This window comes from Streptomyces sp. NPDC088400 (genome assembly GCF_044753355.1).
Classification (GTDB): Bacteria; Actinomycetota; Actinomycetes; order Streptomycetales; family Streptomycetaceae; genus Streptomyces.
This window is the reverse complement of the sequence record NZ_JBIVMZ010000001.1, coordinates 756,763-772,853: the sequence shown is the minus strand read 5'-3', so window position 1 is coordinate 772,853 and position 16,091 is coordinate 756,763. Positions and strand designations below refer to the sequence as shown.

15 protein-coding genes and 1 pseudogene are annotated in these 16,091 nt (G+C 70.8%); 6 read left to right on the top strand and 10 right to left on the bottom strand.

Going from position 1 to position 16,091, the window contains the following annotated elements; genetic code table 11:
• From def to ACIQD6_RS03480, 8 genes are all read right to left on the bottom strand, one after another.
• Positions 1 to 657: a peptide deformylase gene (def, locus tag ACIQD6_RS03515; protein ID WP_401877523.1), complete on the bottom strand. Its 657-nt coding sequence runs from the start codon at positions 655 to 657 to the stop codon at positions 1 to 3.
• A 149-nt stretch (positions 658 to 806) separates the two neighbouring features.
• Positions 807 to 1,811, bottom strand: coding sequence for a tetratricopeptide repeat protein (locus ACIQD6_RS03510; protein ID WP_401877521.1), 1,005 nt, complete (start codon positions 1,809 to 1,811; stop codon positions 807 to 809).
• A 96-nt stretch (positions 1,812 to 1,907) separates the two neighbouring features.
• Positions 1,908 to 3,203 carry an HD-GYP domain-containing protein gene (locus tag ACIQD6_RS03505; RefSeq protein WP_401877519.1) on the bottom strand — a complete coding sequence of 432 codons (1,296 nt, stop codon included), beginning with the start codon at positions 3,201 to 3,203 and terminating at the stop codon, positions 1,908 to 1,910.
• Positions 3,200 to 4,696 (bottom strand): HD-GYP domain-containing protein, encoded by a 1,497-nt coding sequence (locus ACIQD6_RS03500; protein WP_401877517.1) that lies wholly within the window; start codon positions 4,694 to 4,696, stop codon positions 3,200 to 3,202. Before ACIQD6_RS03500 ends, ACIQD6_RS03505 begins: the two co-directional genes overlap by 4 nt.
• Before the next feature lie 311 nt (positions 4,697 to 5,007).
• Positions 5,008 to 5,331: a mycothiol system anti-sigma-R factor gene (gene rsrA / locus ACIQD6_RS03495; RefSeq protein WP_401877515.1), complete on the bottom strand. Its 324-nt coding sequence runs from the start codon at positions 5,329 to 5,331 to the stop codon at positions 5,008 to 5,010.
• Positions 5,328 to 5,987 (bottom strand): sigma-70 family RNA polymerase sigma factor, encoded by a 660-nt coding sequence (locus ACIQD6_RS03490; RefSeq protein WP_401877513.1) that lies wholly within the window; start codon positions 5,985 to 5,987, stop codon positions 5,328 to 5,330. Before ACIQD6_RS03490 ends, rsrA begins: the two co-directional genes overlap by 4 nt.
• A gap of 268 nt (positions 5,988 to 6,255) precedes the next feature.
• Positions 6,256 to 6,912, bottom strand: coding sequence for an alpha/beta family hydrolase (locus ACIQD6_RS03485; protein ID WP_401878103.1), 657 nt, complete (start codon positions 6,910 to 6,912; stop codon positions 6,256 to 6,258).
• A gap of 147 nt (positions 6,913 to 7,059) precedes the next feature.
• Entirely contained in the window at positions 7,060 to 7,875 is an 816-nt protein-coding gene (locus tag ACIQD6_RS03480) for an SOS response-associated peptidase (protein ID WP_401877511.1), read from the bottom strand.
• A 264-nt stretch (positions 7,876 to 8,139) separates the two neighbouring features.
• Between ACIQD6_RS03480 and ACIQD6_RS03475 the strand changes: the two genes are divergently transcribed.
• From ACIQD6_RS03475 to ACIQD6_RS03460, 4 genes are all read left to right on the top strand, one after another.
• Positions 8,140 to 8,862: a M50 family metallopeptidase gene (locus ACIQD6_RS03475; protein ID WP_401877509.1), complete on the top strand. Its 723-nt coding sequence runs from the start codon at positions 8,140 to 8,142 to the stop codon at positions 8,860 to 8,862.
• A 171-nt stretch (positions 8,863 to 9,033) separates the two neighbouring features.
• Positions 9,034 to 10,398: a 3-phosphoshikimate 1-carboxyvinyltransferase gene (gene aroA, locus ACIQD6_RS03470; protein ID WP_401877507.1), complete on the top strand. Its 1,365-nt coding sequence runs from the start codon at positions 9,034 to 9,036 to the stop codon at positions 10,396 to 10,398.
• A 4-nt stretch (positions 10,399 to 10,402) separates the two neighbouring features.
• Positions 10,403 to 11,413, top strand: a complete 1,011-nt coding sequence (rsgA, locus tag ACIQD6_RS03465; RefSeq protein WP_401877505.1) for a ribosome small subunit-dependent GTPase A — start codon at positions 10,403 to 10,405, stop codon at positions 11,411 to 11,413.
• A gap of 139 nt (positions 11,414 to 11,552) precedes the next feature.
• Positions 11,553 to 11,876 carry a DMT family transporter gene (locus ACIQD6_RS03460; RefSeq protein ID WP_401877503.1) on the top strand — a complete coding sequence of 108 codons (324 nt, stop codon included), beginning with the start codon at positions 11,553 to 11,555 and terminating at the stop codon, positions 11,874 to 11,876.
• Positions 11,877 to 12,195: 319 nt separating this feature from the next.
• Here ACIQD6_RS03460 and ACIQD6_RS03455 read toward each other — a convergent pair.
• Positions 12,196 to 12,654: pseudogene (locus ACIQD6_RS03455) on the bottom strand (TetR/AcrR family transcriptional regulator); the annotation flags it as partial.
• A 133-nt stretch (positions 12,655 to 12,787) separates the two neighbouring features.
• On the opposite strand from ACIQD6_RS03455, the gene hisN reads away from it, so the two are divergent.
• Both hisN and ACIQD6_RS03445 read left to right on the top strand, forming a co-directional pair.
• Positions 12,788 to 13,588, top strand: coding sequence for a histidinol-phosphatase (hisN, locus tag ACIQD6_RS03450; protein ID WP_401877502.1), 801 nt, complete (start codon positions 12,788 to 12,790; stop codon positions 13,586 to 13,588).
• Between the two features lie 426 nt (positions 13,589 to 14,014).
• On the top strand, positions 14,015 to 14,416 hold the full coding sequence (locus ACIQD6_RS03445; protein WP_401877500.1) for a cyclic nucleotide-binding/CBS domain-containing protein: 402 nt from the start codon (positions 14,015 to 14,017) through the stop codon (positions 14,414 to 14,416).
• Positions 14,417 to 14,554: 138 nt separating this feature from the next.
• Here ACIQD6_RS03445 and ACIQD6_RS03440 read toward each other — a convergent pair whose 3' ends face one another.
• The gene (locus ACIQD6_RS03440) at positions 14,555 to 16,006 is read right to left on the bottom strand and encodes a catalase (protein ID WP_401877499.1); all 1,452 of its coding nucleotides are present in this window, start codon (positions 16,004 to 16,006) and stop codon (positions 14,555 to 14,557) included.
• Positions 16,007 to 16,091 lie beyond the last annotated feature (85 nt).

Genomic DNA, 16,091 nt, shown 5'->3' with positions numbered 1-16,091 from the left:
TCAGCCGTTGGAGACGACCTCGTAGCGCGGCGTGTTCTCCTCCATCTGCCGGAGCGCGTCCTTGCGGTCGCGCTTCGACAGACGGTCGATGTACAGGTATCCGTACAGGTGGTCGGTCTCGTGCTGGAGGCAGCGCGCGAAGTAGCCGCTGCCGCGCACCTTGATCGGGTTGCCCTGGGCGTCCTGGCCCCGGACCACCGCGTAGTCGGGGCGCGGCAGCGAGGCGTACGCGGTCGGTACGGACAGGCAGCCCTCGTTGGAGTCGTCCAACCGGCGCTCCTCCGGGGGCAGTTCCTCCAGCACCGGGTTGCAGACGGCGCCGACGTGCCGTACGCCGTCGTCGTCCGGGCAGTCGTAGACGAAGACCTTCAGGTCCACACCGATCTGGTTGGCGGCGAGTCCGACGCCCTCGGCCGTGCGCTGGCTGGCGAACATGTCGTCGATCAGCGCGGCGAGCTTGTCGTCGAACTCCGTGACGTCCTGGCACTCCTTGTGGAGCACCGGATTCCCGACCACGGTGATCGGGCGGGACGTGCCGCGCTCGCGGTGTGCCAGCTCGCGCGCCTCGGCGTCCTCCGTGTCCACGACGAACCCGTCCCCGGGCTCGGCCACAGCGGCCTCATTGTTCATCCGCTGGTCCGTCTCCTGCTGCGCCATGTCCGCAGTACGCCTTCCTCGGTACCCGATGCTGCCTGCACGATCGGTGCGATGTGCCCATACAGCCTACGGGCAGCCTCACCGCTCTCAGTAGACCTCTTCCGAGGCGGACCAGCGGACCACGTCCGAGGCGGACCTCTTCCGGGTTCTCAGCACACTTCTTCGAGATCGCGCCACTCACGGGTCTCCGGGCTGTCCGCGACCCAGCCGTCGAGCAGTCCGCGCACCAGCCCCGGCGGCGCCGCGATCCCGCACTCGCGCTCCGGCGCCCACAGCTCACCGGCCGTGCGGTGTCCCAGCGGTCCCGGGTGGCCCGGCTCGCTGTGATCGTGCGGGTCGAGGTGCTCGCCGTCGCCCTCCGCGCTCGGCATCCGGCTCTCGGAACAGGAACGGCAGAGCAGCCGCACGGAGGACGACCAGTCCTCGGCGGCGAATCCGGCGTCGGCGGCCAGCTGCTCCAGGGCGTCCCTGTCCTCCTCGGTGGCCGCCTCCAGCAGCACCACCCAGGTGGGCACGGGCGAGGGGGCCCACAGCTCGATCTCGTCGAAGACGGGGTAGGCGCGCGTGGCGCCGTCCGGGCTCGCGGCCGTCGTGCGCTCACCGTTCGGTACGCCGTCGTGCAGGACGACCTCGCCCCAGCGCCGCCCGGAGGACGGCAGCGGGATCGACTGGATCTCGATCCTGGCCGGATCGAGCCTGCGGCCCCAGACGACCTCGGCCTCGCCCTCGGGCGAGAGGCGCACGGCCGCGCTGCCCAGTCCCATGCCGTCCGGCTCGGCGTTGGCCTGGACGCTGTGCTGGTTGCCCGGCACCTTCAGTCCGTACGCCTGCCAGGCGCGGCGGGCCAGTGGCCAGTCCTGGAGCGCGGTGGCGGCGATCCCGACGTTCCACCAGTCGGGAGCGCCGGTCTCCTTGTCCAGCAGTGCGACGGCGCGCAGGCCGGCGGCGCGCGCCTGCTCCCAGTCGTGCCGGAATTTGTGCAGCAGCGCCAGATTGAACCAGGACTCCGAGAGCCAGGGCTCCAGATCCGCCGCGCGTGTCAGCAGCGCCCCCGCGTCCTCGTACCGGCCGTCACCGATCAGCGTGAACGCGCGGTCGGTGGCCTGCCGCCACGAGGCGGAGGGCCGATGCCGTACCTTCCCGAAGATCCTCACGATTCCCGCCTGCCGGTCGCTCGGGTCAGTGCCCCCGGGCACCCTCTTCTTGGCATCCAACCATGCCCGGTGCGACGCCCGCTCATTACTCATGGGTTACCCCGCCCGACCTGGGTTCGGAGCGCCCCGGGACAGGACACGCGCCAAGGATTCCACCACCTCCGGCTGGTAGTCGTACGCCGTTCCGAGCCGCAGCCGCTCCAGCGCCCCGAGCGGGCCGCTCGCTGTGGCACATTCCCCGGCCAGGTCGTCGTACGCATTGACAGCGCGGACGATTCGTGCGGACAGCGGCTGTTCCCGGTACGGATCGGCCTGCCGCTCCACCACCAGCGCGACGGCCGAGGGGACTCCCGTCTGCCGGACGACCGCGCCGCCGAGCAGTGCGATACGGCGCTGCTCGACGACCGGCAGCCGGGCGGTGGCCCCGTCGGGCACCGGGTCGACGAGGGACAGCTGTCCGATGTCGTGCATCAGGGCGGCGTACTCCAGAACGGTCAGTTCGGGGCCCGAGAGTCCCAGCTCGCGGCCGACGGCGCAGCTGAGCTCGGCGACTCTGCGGGCATGCCCGTGGGGGGTGTATCCGGCGATCTCGGTGGCCCGCGCGAGGGAGGCGATGGTCTGGGTGTAGGTCGTACGTACGGCGGCATACCGCCGGAAGGACAGCTGGGCCAGCAGCAGCGGCACACAGAACACCGGGAGCGCCCACAGCCCCGCGACGGCGACGCCGAGCGCGATCACCGCCCCGGTGGCGCACACGGCGGAGCCGATGTGCAGCATGGCGCGCAGCTCTTCGCGGAGCAGCGGGCCGAAGGGGTGGCGGGTGCGGGCGCGCAGCAGGAGCGCGGCCAGTACGGCGTCGCAGAGCGCGGTGAGGACCAGCAGGAGGAGGAGCAGAACCGCGTAGCCGGGGCCCTCCCCGAACCGTTCCCGCAGGTGGATCACGCCGTAGAGCGGCTGGAAGCAGGCGGCGGCGAAGCCGACGGCGAGGATCCGGCGGACGATGTGGTCGAGTCCGGGCCCGTGCCCCCGGGCCACATGCGGTACGGCGCCGGCGAGCCCGGCCGCGAGGACGACGGCGATGGTCTGGAGCACGCCGTGGCCGGTCGGCCGTCCGGCGTTCTCGCCGAGCAGGGCGTACGCCAACGCTCCGGCGGCCCCGAGCGGCGCGGGCTCCCGCTCACCGGGCAGCGCGCCCCAGCGGGCGAGTTCGCCGACGGCGATGAGCACGCCGAAGGCCAGCGCGGTACGGGGTTCGGCGACCCCGTACCAGAGCGTCCGGCAGAGCCCGGCGGCGGTCAGCAGACCGGCGGCGCCGTACACCGCGACGACGGTGTGGGAGGCCGTACGGCGTCTCCTGGCGGGTACGGCCCCGAGGGAGGCGGCCGCCGTCACCGGGGGCCGCCGTGGCGGGCGGTGGGCTTGATGTCGCCTGTGTGGTCCGTGGTGGACGCCCGGCCTTCGCCGGGAGCTCGCGGACCGGTCGGCCTACGCGTTGGCGGGACGTTTCCGCACGGGCCGGGCGCGGGGTCCGGCGGCGCGGAGCCGCTGCCCTCCCCCGGGTGCGGCGGCGGGGTGTTGTCCTCGTCCGCCGTGACCGCGGTCTGCCAGCCGTGCCGGTCCAGGGCCCTGACCAGCGCGCGGACCATCTCCGGGTCGAACTGCGTCCCGGCGCACCGCTCCAGCTCCGCCACGGCGGTGCGCACCGGGCGCCCCCGACGGTACGAACGGGTCGACGTCATCGCGTCGAAGGCGTCGGCCACGGCCACCACCCGGGCGAACTCGGGAATCCGGCTCCCGGCGAGGCCGTACGGATAGCCGGTGCCGTCCAGCCGCTCGTGGTGGTGCAGGATCGCGGCCCGCGCCTCCCCCAGGAAGCCGATGCCGCGCACCATCTCGTGCCCGTACTCGGGATGCAGTTCGATCACCCGCCGCTCCTCGGGCGTCAGCGGCCCGTCCTTGCGCAACACCCGGGTCGGGACGCCGAGTTTGCCGACGTCGTGCAGGATCCCGGCGAAGCGGAGCACCTCGATCCGGTCCTGTTCCATGCCCATCTCGCGGGCGATCAGCACGGAGGCGTGCCCGACCCGCTCGCTGTGGCCGCGGGTGTACGTGTCCTTGATGTCGACCGCCTGGACGAGCGCCCTGATGGTGGCCTGGTGGGCGGCGCGCTCGCGGTGGTACTGGGCGAAGACCCAGCACGAGATGTACATGGGCAGCAGCACGAAGAGCGCGGACAGCGGCCCGTACGGACTGCGCCAGAGCACCGCCATCATCAGCCCGGCGAGCCCGTGCGCACCGGCCGGGGCGAGCGAGCGGGGCAGCAGTCCGCGCCAGGCGGTGCGGGGCGGCAGCCGCTCGGCGGTGTGGAGGATGCCACCGTCCAGCGCCGTCAGCACCAGGCAGAAGGCGAGGGCGGCGGCGCCCGCCGGCAGCAGGACGTACGGGAAGTCGGGCGCCTTCGGCCCGTACCCGCCGCCGCCGAGCGCGACAGGCCCGCCGAAGAACTCCTGCGCCCGCGCCGCCGCCCAGGTGGCGACGGTGAGCTGGGCGGCGCGCCAGATCCGCCGAGTGCTCCTCGGCCGCTGTTCGACCCGCCCGATCAGCGCGCCCGGCACCGCGACCAGCGCGGCGGCGCCGGCCGGCAGCAGCAGGGCAGCGGCGAGCAGGACGGGAAGGAACGATCCGGCGGCGACCGGTACGGAGCCGCTCACCGAGCGGGCCGGAAAGCGGCAGTACGCGGGCATCTCGCAGCACGCGTACACCACCGTGAGCAGCGCGACCACCCGCCAGGGAGTGCCGGGGCGCAGCGCGGGCTGGACACAGGCGGCGGCACACAGCGCTGTGCCCAGGACGTACGCGCGCGCCGCACTCGGAATGGCCCTCACGCGTCCTCGCCCCCTCGCCCCGGCCCAAACAGACGGTCAGGCTAGCGAGTTGAGCGGCCGGGAACGGGCGGATACCCCCGATTAGCACCTTCGGGTGACAAGCGGTGCTATAAGCGGAGCGCGAATGACGGGGGCGCGAACATGCGCGCGGGCGCGTCCGATACGGGCGCGTCCGGTACGGGCCGCGTTCAGCGCGGGCGCGTTCCAGCGGACGTGCCCCGCACCGGGCGCGCCCGCACCCCGGACATGCCTGAGGGCGTGCCCCGCCGTGCGCGGTACGCCCTCGTCACGTCTCTGCTTATCTGCTTACGTCACTCCTTGGCGGCGCCCGGCAGATCCGCACCCGCCGTCGTCGTCACGTCGTGATCGGGGACGGCCTGTCCCGACCTGATCAGGTCGATCCGCCCCATCACCTTGGACCGCAGGTCGGCCGGTACGTCGTCGTGCCCGCAGCACCGTTTGACCAGCTTCTTCACGGCCTGCTCAAGACCGTACTTCTCCAGGCACGGCGAGCACTCCTCGAAGTGCACCTCGAACTTGGTGCAGTCACTGTCAGGCATCTCGCGGTCGAGGAACTCGTAGAGATGATCGAGAACCTCGGCGCAATCCGTCTCATGCGGCTCTCCGCAGCTCATGAGCCCGAGCCTTTCCGATCGTTCGACGACTCTCCCGCACCCGCGGGGGCGAGCCCGCGGTCACGGGCATAGTCCTCCAGCATGCCGCGCAGCTGACGGCGGCCCCGGTGCAGTCGCGACATCACCGTACCGATGGGGGTTCCCATGATGTCCGCGATCTCCTTGTACGCAAACCCCTCAACGTCCGCCAGATACACGGCGATTCGGAATTCCTCAGGAATCGCCTGGAGCGCTTCCTTCACATCGGAGTCCGGGAGATGGTCGAGCGCCTGCGACTCCGCGGACCGCAGCCCGGTCGACATGTGCGACTCGGCCCGCGCCAGCTGCCAGTCCTCGATCTCCTCGGCGGCACTGCGCTGGGGTTCGCGCTGCTTCTTGCGGTAGGAGTTGATGAAGGTATTGGTGAGGATGCGGTACATCCACGCCTTGAGGTTGGTGCCTTCGCGGAACTGGTGGAAGGAGGCGTACGCCTTGGCATAGGTCTCCTGCACGAGGTCCTCGGCGTCGGCCGGATTGCGCGTCATGCGCAGCGCGGCCGAGTACATCTGGTCGAGATAGCCCAGGGCGTCCCGCTCGAAACGGGCGTTGCGCTCGGCGGTCGTCTCTTCGATGTGGCCGTCGTCGGTCGCTCCGTCGGTCCCAGTGACCGGACCCACCTCCTCCAACGCTGTGGTGGGGCCGAAACCGGACCCACGTGAGTCGGAGAATAGTCGACCTTGTGCCGACGCGGCCTGCCGGTCCGTACCGCCGGCCGCCCGGGCGGAAGTGGTCTTCCCCGCGGAAAGCACCGTCCACTCCAGGTCAGTACCCTCTGAGCGGCGCGGGCAGATGGTCGAACCCATACGACGGACTCCCTCTCGTGCGCTGTCTTCCGATGCCCCTCACAACATCGATCCGGCCGTCGGCATTCCCGCCGGAGAGCTCCTAAGCACGGTCCGCCGCGTCGAGCCAGGCCGCCACGCCCGCGGTGATGATTTCCAGGGCCTCGTCCTGCGTGAGAGGCGCCTTCTTCGGTACGGCGAAGCCATGATCGCCGTGCGGCACCTCAAGGAGTTCGTACGCGCCCCCGGGGTACTCGGCCGGTTTGCCGAACGGGTCGTTCCCGCCCTGGACGACCAGGGTCGGGACCCCCGATTCCAGCAGCTCGGCGGCCCGGGACTTCTCGGGCCTGCCCGGCGGGTGCAACGGGAAGCTCAGGGCGAGTACGGCGTGTGCGCCCAGCTCGCGCGCCGTGCGGCAGGCCACGCGCGCCCCGGCGCTGCGGCCGCCCGCGACGACCGGCGGCCCCGGCCGCTCCAGCTCGGGCCACAGCGCCCGCCAGCCGGTGTCGAGCGTCTTGGGCGCGGGCGCCACTTTCTTGCCGGCCACCCGCCAGGGCTGCTCGACCAGGGCCACCGTCACCCCGAGCGGAGGCAGCGCCACGGCGAGTGCCTGAAGATCGCGCGCCTCGATCCCGCCTCCGGCGCCATGGCCGAGAGCGAGGACGAACCGGGGCCGCCGCGCGGAGTGCCAGATGATCCGGGCGTCTCCGGCGGGGGTCTCGACGGTCTGCTGCCTGGGCTTGTCGGCCACCTTGCCCACCCCGTTCCTGCCTGTCCCGCTGCTCGCGCCACGTACATCGCTCGCGGCGCTCGCCTTGCTGGTGTTACCGGTCACACCGCCATCCTGCCGTGCGACCGGTGGAGCCGTCGCCGCGGACCGCCGTCGGGGGGAGCGTGCTCCATCCGTTCAGAAGAGCGTGCTCTCCTCCGGCGCCGCCAGCTCCTCCAGCAGCTCGGGCCCGTTGTTACGGACATTGCTGACGGCGGTCGTCACCGGATAGGCCCGCATCAGCCCGCCCGGCGGCGGGGCGAGCAGTTCCAGCAGCTCGTCGGGGTCCGTACGGGCCGGATCCAGCCAGGCGTCCCAGCGGTCCGGCGTGAGCATCAGCGGCATCCGGGGGTGGATGTCGGCCAGCGATGCGGGGCCCTCGGCCGGGGCCACGCCCAGCGGTGTCGCCTCCGCCTCGGTGGTGATCACCGAGCAGGTCACCCACCAGGCCCGCGGGTGATCGTCCGGCAGGGTCCGGTCGCGCCAGAACTCGTACAGCCCGGCCATCGCCATCACCGAGCCGTCGGCCGGAATGACGAAGTACGGCTGTTTTCGCGACCGCTTCTTCTTGCCCTGCTCCTCCAACTGCCGTTCGTCGGGGCCCGTGACCCACTCGTAGTAGCCGTCGGCGGGCAGGATGCAGCGCCGCGAGAGGAAGGGCCGCCGGAACGACGGCTTCTCGTGCACGGTCTCGGCCCGCGCGTTGATCATCCGCGCCGCGCCCTCGGGCGTCTTCGACCAGGACGGTACGAGGCCCCAGGTGAGTTTGCGCAGCTGACGGACCGGGCGGGGGCTCGGCGCGTCCTTCACGGGACGGTCCAGAACCGCGTAGACCTCTTTGGTCGGGGCCACGTTCCAGTCGGGGGCGAGGCTCTCTTCGGGCTCCCACTTCTCTATCCCGAAGACCCCCTGGAGGTCTTCGGGCCGCCGGCTCGCCGCGTACCTGCCGCACATCCTCAACCACTCCTATGGCCCGGCGACCACTCCTCATGGCCCGGCAACCGTTCTTCCGGCCCGGCTACCACTCCTCCGGTCCGGGAGGGATCCGGGAGGGAAGAGTGACAAGCGCCGCCGACGGTTGACGCGCGGAACCGATGACGGTGTGCCGACGTTTCCCTACGTACCGCACCAAGGTTCCTACGTACCGCACGAGGACACCAACCCGGGTGCGACACTGCACTGCCCCGACGGACACCCAGTTCAGGAGACGCCCGAGCCATGGCCAGCTTCGACCCCGCCTCGATCGGCGATCTCTGGGATCGCGTCTTCGGCACCCAGCCCGCCCCCGACGACTGGCTCGTGGCCGTGACCGCCGTCGTCGCGCTCATAGCCGTCGTACCGCACCCGCTCTGGCGGCTCTCCCGCAATGCGATCACCATCGCGCACGAGGGCGGCCACGGCCTCATAGCCCTGGTCACCGGACGCCGTCTCGACGGCATCCGGCTGCACTCGGACACCTCGGGACTGACCGTCAGCAGGGGCAAGCCGACCGGGCTCGGCATGATCCTCACCGCGGCCGCCGGCTACACCGCCCCGCCGCTGCTCGGCCTCGGCGGCGCCTGGCTGCTCGCCGCGCACCACATCACCCTGCTGCTCTGGCTGGCGACGGTCCTGCTGATCGCGATGCTGGTGATGATCCGCAACGCGTACGGCGCGCTCACCGTGATCCTCACCGGGGCGGCCTTCCTGCTCATCTCCTGGCTGACCGGCCCCGATGTCCAGGCGGCGTTCGCGTACGCCGCGGTCTGGTTCCTGCTCCTCGGCGGCGTGCGCCCGGCGTTCGAGCTCCAGTCCAAGCGCCGTCACGGCGGCGCCGGCGACTCGGACGCGGACCAGCTGGGCCGGCTGACGCATGTGCCGCCGATGCTCTGGCTGTTCCTCTTCCACGCCGTCTCGGTCTGCTCGCTGATAGGCGGCGGGCGCTGGCTGCTGGGCCTGTGACGACGCCGCGCCGTCGGCGCCCTGGCACCCCGGCGCCACTCCGGCGCCCGTGAGGACAGGACAAGGGAGGCGTTCCGCACGCCCCGGCCTCCTACCACCCCCTCGTTACGCCCTGGTTTCCGCGTATTTGATCGGAATCAGGGCCCGTCAAGAACCACTAAAGTGAAGGCCATGACCGAAAGCTCCGTGCAGCCCGCCCTCTGGCCCGCCCCCTACGCAAGCGGGGCCGTCGAAGCGACGGTCACCGTGCCCGGATCCAAATCGGTCACCAACCGCGGTCTCGTCCTCGCCGCGCTGGCCGCCGAGCCCGGCTGGCTGCGCCGCCCCCTGCGCTCCCGCGACACCCTGCTGATGGCCGAGGCGCTGCGTGCCATGGGCGTCGGCATCGAGGAGACGGTGTCCTCCAGTTCCGCCGCCGCCGGAATTCCCGCCACCACCACGGGTGAGGCCTGGCGGGTGATCCCCTCGGGTCTGCACGGTCCGGCGACCGTCGACGTCGGCAACGCCGGCACGGTGATGCGTTTCCTGCCGCCCGTCGCGACGCTCGCCGACGGTCCCATCCGCTTCGACGGCGATCCCCGTTCGTACGAGCGCCCGCTGCACAGCGTCATCCACGCCCTGCGCGCCCTCGGCGCCCGTATCGACGACGACAACCGCGGCGCGCTCCCGCTGACCGTGCACGGCGGTGGGGCTCTGGAGGGCGGCCCGGTGGAGATCGACGCGTCCGCGTCCTCCCAGTTCGTCTCCGCGCTCCTGCTCTCGGGCCCCCGCTTCAACCAGGGCGTGGAGGTACGGCACGTGGGCTCCGTCCTCCCCTCCATGCCGCACATCCGGATGACCGTCGACATGCTGCGCGGCGTCGGTGCCCAGGTGGACGAGCCGGAGACCGGCGGCGAGCCGAACGTCTGGCGGGTCTCCCCCAGCGCGCTGCTCGGCCGTGATCTGACCGTGGAGCCGGATCTCTCCAACGCCCAGCCGTTCCTCGCCGCCGCGCTGGTGACCGGTGGCCGGGTCACCGTCCCCGACTGGCCCGAGCGGACCACTCAGCCGGGTGACGCGCTGCGCGAGATCTTCACCGAGATGGGCGGTTCCTGCGAGTTCAGCGTGACGGCCGACGGCAGCAGCCTCACCTTCTCGGGTACGGGCCGGATCCATGGCATCGACGTCGATCTGAGCGAGGTCGGCGAGCTGACGCCCGGTATCGCGGCGGTCGCCGCGCTCGCCGACTCGCCGTCCACACTGCGGGGCGTCGCCCATCTGCGGCTCCACGAGACGGACCGGCTGGCCGCGCTCACCAAGGAGATCAACGAACTGGGCGGTGACGTCACGGAGACCGCGGACGGTCTGCACATCCGCCCGCGCCCGCTGCACGGCGGTGTGTTCCACACGTACGACGACCACCGCATGGCCACGGCCGGCTCGATCATCGGCCTCGTCGTGGACGGCGTGGAGATCGAGAACGTCGGTACGACCGCCAAGACCCTGCCCGACTTCCCCCGGATGTGGACCGACATGCTCGCGGGAGCGGGAGCCTGACGGAATGCGTCGCTACGGCAAGAACCCCGACGAGGACGACATCCGCTTCCGCCCCAACCCCAAGGGGAACCGGCCGCGTACGCATATCCGGCCCAAGCACGAGGATGCCTCGGAGGGCATGGTCCTGACCGTCGACCGCGGCCGGATCACCTGCCTCGTCGATGACCGTGTCGTCCTGGCGATGAAGGCCCGCGAACTGGGCCGCAAGGCGGCCGTGGTGGGCGACCAGGTCTTCCTGGTCGGCGATCTGTCGGGCAAGAAGGACACGCTGGCGCGCATCGTACGGATCGAGAAGCGCCGTTCCGTCCTGCGGCGCACGGCCGACGACGACGACCCGTACGAGCGTGTGGTCGTCGCCAACGCCGATCAGCTGGCCGTGGTCACCGCGCTCGCCGATCCGGAGCCCCGGCCCCGGCTGATCGACCGCTGTCTGGTCGCCGCGTACGACGGGGGACTTGAGCCTCTGCTGGTGCTGACGAAGTCGGACCTGGCCCCGCCGGACGAACTGCTGGAGACCTACCGGACCCTCGGCATCCGCTATGTCGTCACCCGGCGCGACGAGTTGGAGAGCGGGTACGCGGCGGACCTCGTACGCGAGTACCTCGACGGCCGGGTCACCGCCTTCGTCGGCCACTCGGGCGTCGGCAAGACGACGCTGGTCAACGCCCTGGTCCCGGAGGACCGCCAGCGGATCACCGGCCTGGTCAACGCGGTCACGGGCCGCGGCCGGCACACCACCACCTCGGCGCTCGCGCTGCCACTGGCCAAGGCGGAGGGCTGGGTGATCGACACCCCCGGCATCCGCTCCTTCGGGCTGCACCACGTCGATCCGTCGCGGGTCATCCTGGCCTTCCCGGACCTGGTGCCCGGCACGGAGGGCTGCCCTCGGGCGTGCAGCCACGACGAACCGGACTGCGCGCTCGACGCCTGGGTCGCCGAGGGCCACGCCGACCCGGCCCGCCTCTACTCGCTCCGGCGTCTTCTCGCCACCCGGGAGCGACGCGAGGGTGACTGAGACCGACCGGCGATTGGGGGCGGTCCGACCCTTACGCGTTTGCGCTCCGTCCACATCGGCAAGGGCATAATCACACCAGGATCAGACCAGGCGTGACACGGCGGTCGCGGCACGTCACTGATGCGGGGAGGCTCTTGAAATGGCGTGGCTGCTGGTGGTGGTCGCCGGGATCCTGGAGACGGGTTTCGCCGTCTGTCTGAAGCTCTCCCACGGATTCACCCGGCTGTGGCCGACGATCGCGTTCGCGGCCTTCGCGCTCGGCAGCTTCGGCCTCCTGACCCTCTCGCTGAAGAAGCTCGACGTCGGTCCGGCGTACGCGGTGTGGACGGGCATCGGCGCCGCGGGCACCGCGATCTACGGGATGGTCTTCCTCGACGACGTGGTGTCCGTCCTCAAGCTCGTCTCCATCTCCCTGGTGGTCATCGGGGTCATCGGGCTCCAGCTCTCGGGCTCGGCGCACTGACGGCCGTGGCGGGCGGCGGGACGGTGAGGGGCGCGGAGACGGCCGTACGGACCAGCCGTCCCACGGACTCGCCGCCGGGCGCGATCAGATGGGCGAGCGCGAGTCGTACGGCCAGCTCACAGCGGTAGAGCAGCTCGGCACCGCCTTGAGCGGGCCGCGTGGGGTCGGTACGGCCGGGGTCAGTACGGCCCGAACCGTCGAGCCGGAGCCCTACGCCCGTACGGTCCGGGGCCACGCGCATGACATCCGTACGCCTCGGCTCCTTACCGTCCGCCTTCGTGCGGTCCGCCTCCTTCCGGTCCGCTTCCACACGGCTCCGGTACAGCGCCGCGGCCGATCTGTCCCGTACGAGCGCGACCAGCTCGGTGGTCGCGGGCGGCCCGGCGTCGGCCCGGCGCTGGGCCGGGACGCCGGCCGGGGCGGCGGTGGCCCGTACCGGCTGCGGCGCCGGAAGCCACTCCCCCCAGCAGCCGGTGAGCAGGGCCCGCAGCAGTGGTCTCGCCGCGGCCCGGCCGACGGTCCACTCGGCGACGGCCACCAGCCGGTCAACAGGATCCGCCCGTTCACCCAACAACCGTTCCACACCGTGCAGATAGAGATCGGCCTCGCGGCGCGCCAGCGCGCGGGCGAGACCGTCCTTGCTTCCGAATTCGTTGTAGAGGGTCTGCCGGGACACTCCGGCGGCCGACGCCACATCGACCATCCTGACCGTGGACCAGGGCAGATCGGTGAGCGCCGAGAGTGCGGCATTGAGTAAAGCTTCACGCGCTGTAGGCATCGTCGCCTCCGTGGCCGTTCGGCTCTGCGCTCAGAGTTGACGCGCTGTCGCGCACTGTCAAGGCCACCGGCGGCTTCCCGTCAGGGGCGGACCGCGTGGCCCCGGCGTCGTGACGATCGATACTGTGACGACCATGCCCGACTACCACGATGATCTGCGTCTTGCCCATGTTCTCGCGGACGCCGCCGACGCCGCGACGATGGACCGGTTCAAGGCTCTGGACCTCAAGGTCGAGACCAAACCGGACATGACCCCGGTGAGCGAGGCCGACAAGGCGGCCGAGGAACTGATCCGTGGCAATCTCCAACGGGCGCGGCCACGTGACGCGATCCTGGGCGAGGAGTACGGCGTCGAGGGCACCGGCCCGCGCCGCTGGGTCATCGACCCCATCGACGGCACCAAGAACTACGTCCGCGGGGTGCCGGTCTGGGCGACGCTGATCTCGCTGATGGTGGCCGGCGAAGGCGGTTACGAGCCGGTCGTCGGCGTGGTCTCCGCGCCGGCGCTGTCCCGGCGCTGGTGGGCCGCGAAGGGCGGTGGCGCCTACACGGGCCGCAGCCTGTCCTCCGCGACCCGGCTGAACGTCTCGAAGGTCTCGCACGTCAAGGACGCGTCGTTCGCGTACTCCTCGCTGAGCGGCTGGGAGGAGCAGGGGCGGCTGGACGGCTTCCTCGACCTGAGCCGGGCCTGCTGGCGCACGCGCGGTTACGGCGACTTCTGGCCCTACATGATGGTCGCCGAAGGTTCGGTGGACATCTGCGCGGAGCCCGAGCTGTCGCTGTGGGACATGGCGGCGCCCGCGATCGTCGTACAGGAGGCGGGCGGCAACTTCACCGGCCTCGACGGACGCCCGGGACCGCACAGCGGCAACGCGGCGGCCTCGAACGGCGTGCTCCACGAAGAGCTGCTCGGCTACCTGAACCAGCGCTACTAGGGTCTTTCGTTTGGATCAGGCCGGATCAGGGAGCGGGGTCTGGTGCCGTGGATCGCAAGGCGGAGGAGTGAGGCGACGCGGAGCGTCGTGGAGTGACGACAACGCGGCGAGGCGCGGTGCCAGGGCACGCGAGCCCGGCAAGATCCAAACGAGAGGCCCTAGGGCGTACCGCGCAAGTCCTCCGCGCCCCAGCGCCCGCCTCACTGAAAGACCTCACTGAAAGAGGAGGGACAGGCGTGGGGCGTTTGTCGTTTTTTTGCACGCCCCACGCTCAGCCCCTACCGCCCCCTTGTTGACTCCGCGCAACGGTGTCACTCTGAGAGTCCCCCCACTTGTGAACTTGTGAATCGTTTCTCCAGGGGCTTCCCTCGTCCCCCGGGGTGTCCCAGGGAGACAGACGGTTCACCGAGGAGGTGGCTCGACCCCATGCTTGTCCGTGACGCCATGAGCTCGGTGGTTCTGACCATCGGACCCACGCATACGCTCCGCCAGGCCGCCCGGCTGATGTCGGCCCGCCGTATCGGCGCGGCGGTCGTCCTCGACACCGACCACTGCGGCATCGGCATACTGACCGAACGCGACATCCTGAACTCGCTCGGTGCGGGCCAGAACCCCGACTCCGAGACCGCCGACACCCACACCACGACCGATGTCGTCTTCGCCGCACCGTCATGGACGCTGGAGGAGGCCGCCGCGGCCATGTCGCACGGCGGATTCCGCCACCTGATCGTGCTCAACGAACGCGAGCCGGTCGGCATCGTCTCCGTACGCGACATCATCCGCTGCTGGGCCCCGGCCAGGCGCGAGGCGGCGGTCCTGACCGGCTGAGACCCGCCCGCGCCCGGCTCTCCCGCACCGGCCGCCCCCACACCCACGCACCCCCGCGTGCCGAACCCCCATGCGGCACGAACGGCGAATGGGGCCGGATCCCGAAGGACCCGGCCCCATTCGTCTCGGCGAGGGCTGTCAGCCGCGAAGGGCCTGGACCGCGGCCTCCAGTCGCTTGCCGAAGTCACCGTCCGCCTGGCGGAAGTTGTTCACCGCGCGCTCGGCGATGTCGTCGCGCGAGACCTGGGAGATGAACCCGGCGAGGTTCCCGACCAGCCGCTCCTTCTCGTCCTCGGACATCTGGCGGTACAGGTTGCCCGCCTGCACGAAGTCGTTGTCCTCGGAGTGGCTCGGGGCCTCGTGGTTGCCGGTGGCACCGGCGACGGGGACCGACTGCCACAGCGGCTTGTCCGTCTGGAACGGGCCGCCGAAGCTGTTCGGCTCGTAGTTCTTGGCGCCCTTGTGACGGCCGTCGTACAGGAAGCCGTCACGGCTGTTGGTGCGCGCCTCCGTGGCGTGCGGACGGTTCACCGGCAGGTGGTCGGCGTTGATGCCGACGCGGTAGCGGTGGGCGTCGCCGTACGCGAAGAGACGGCCCTGGAGCATCTTGTCCGGGGACGGACCGATGCCCGGCACGAAGTGCGCCGGCGAGAAGATGGACTGCTCGACCTCGGCGAAGATGTTCTCCGGGTTGCGGTTGAGCTCCAGCTTGCCGATCTCGATCGGCGGGTAGTCCTCGTGCGGCCAGACCTTGGTCAGGTCGAACGGGTTGAAGCGGTAGTCGGCCGCCTCGGCCACCGGCATGATCTGCACCTGCACGGTCCAGGACGGGAATTCGCCCCGCTCGATGGCCTCACGCAGGTCACGCTGGTGGGAGTCCGGGTCCTCGCCCGCGAGCACCGCGGCATCTTCCGAGGTCAGGTTCTTGATGCCCTGGTCGGTCTTGAAGTGGTACTTGACCCAGAAGACCTCGCCGGCCTCGTTGTTCCACTGGTACGTGTGCGAGCCGTACCCGTTCATGTGGCGCAGCGTCGCCGGGATACCGCGGTCACCGAACAGCCAGGTCACCTGGTGGGTGGACTCGGGCGACAGACCCCAGAAGTCCCAGACGTTGTCCGCCTCCTGCGAGCCGGTGTACGGGTCGCGCTTCTGGGTGTGGATGAAGTCGGGGAACTTGATGGCGTCCTTGATGAAGAACACCGGGGTGTTGTTGCCGACGAGGTCGTAGTTGCCCTCTTCGGTGTAGAACTTCAGCGCGAAGCCGCGCGGGTCGCGCACCGCGTCGGCCGAGCCGAGGTTTCCGGCGACGGTGGAGAACCGCAGGAACGTCTCGGTCTGCTTGCCGACCTCGGAGAGGAACTTCGCACGCGTCCACTCGGACACGTCACGGGTCAGCGTGAAGGTGCCGTACGCACCGGCGCCACGGGCGTGCACGATGCGCTCCGGGATGCGCTCACGGTTGAAGTGCGCGAGCTTCTCCAGCAGAGCCTGGTCCTGGACCAGAACGGGACCACCGACGCCCGCCGTCTCGCTGTTCTGGTTGTCGGCTACCGGAGCTCCGGCCTCCGTGGTGAGCGGTCCCTGCGTCACGTGCGCCTCCTGCGTCATGTACTGCGAGTCCTGTCTCTTGGCGTATGCCGGTTCCGATCCTACGATGGACTTTGTCTAAGTCAAG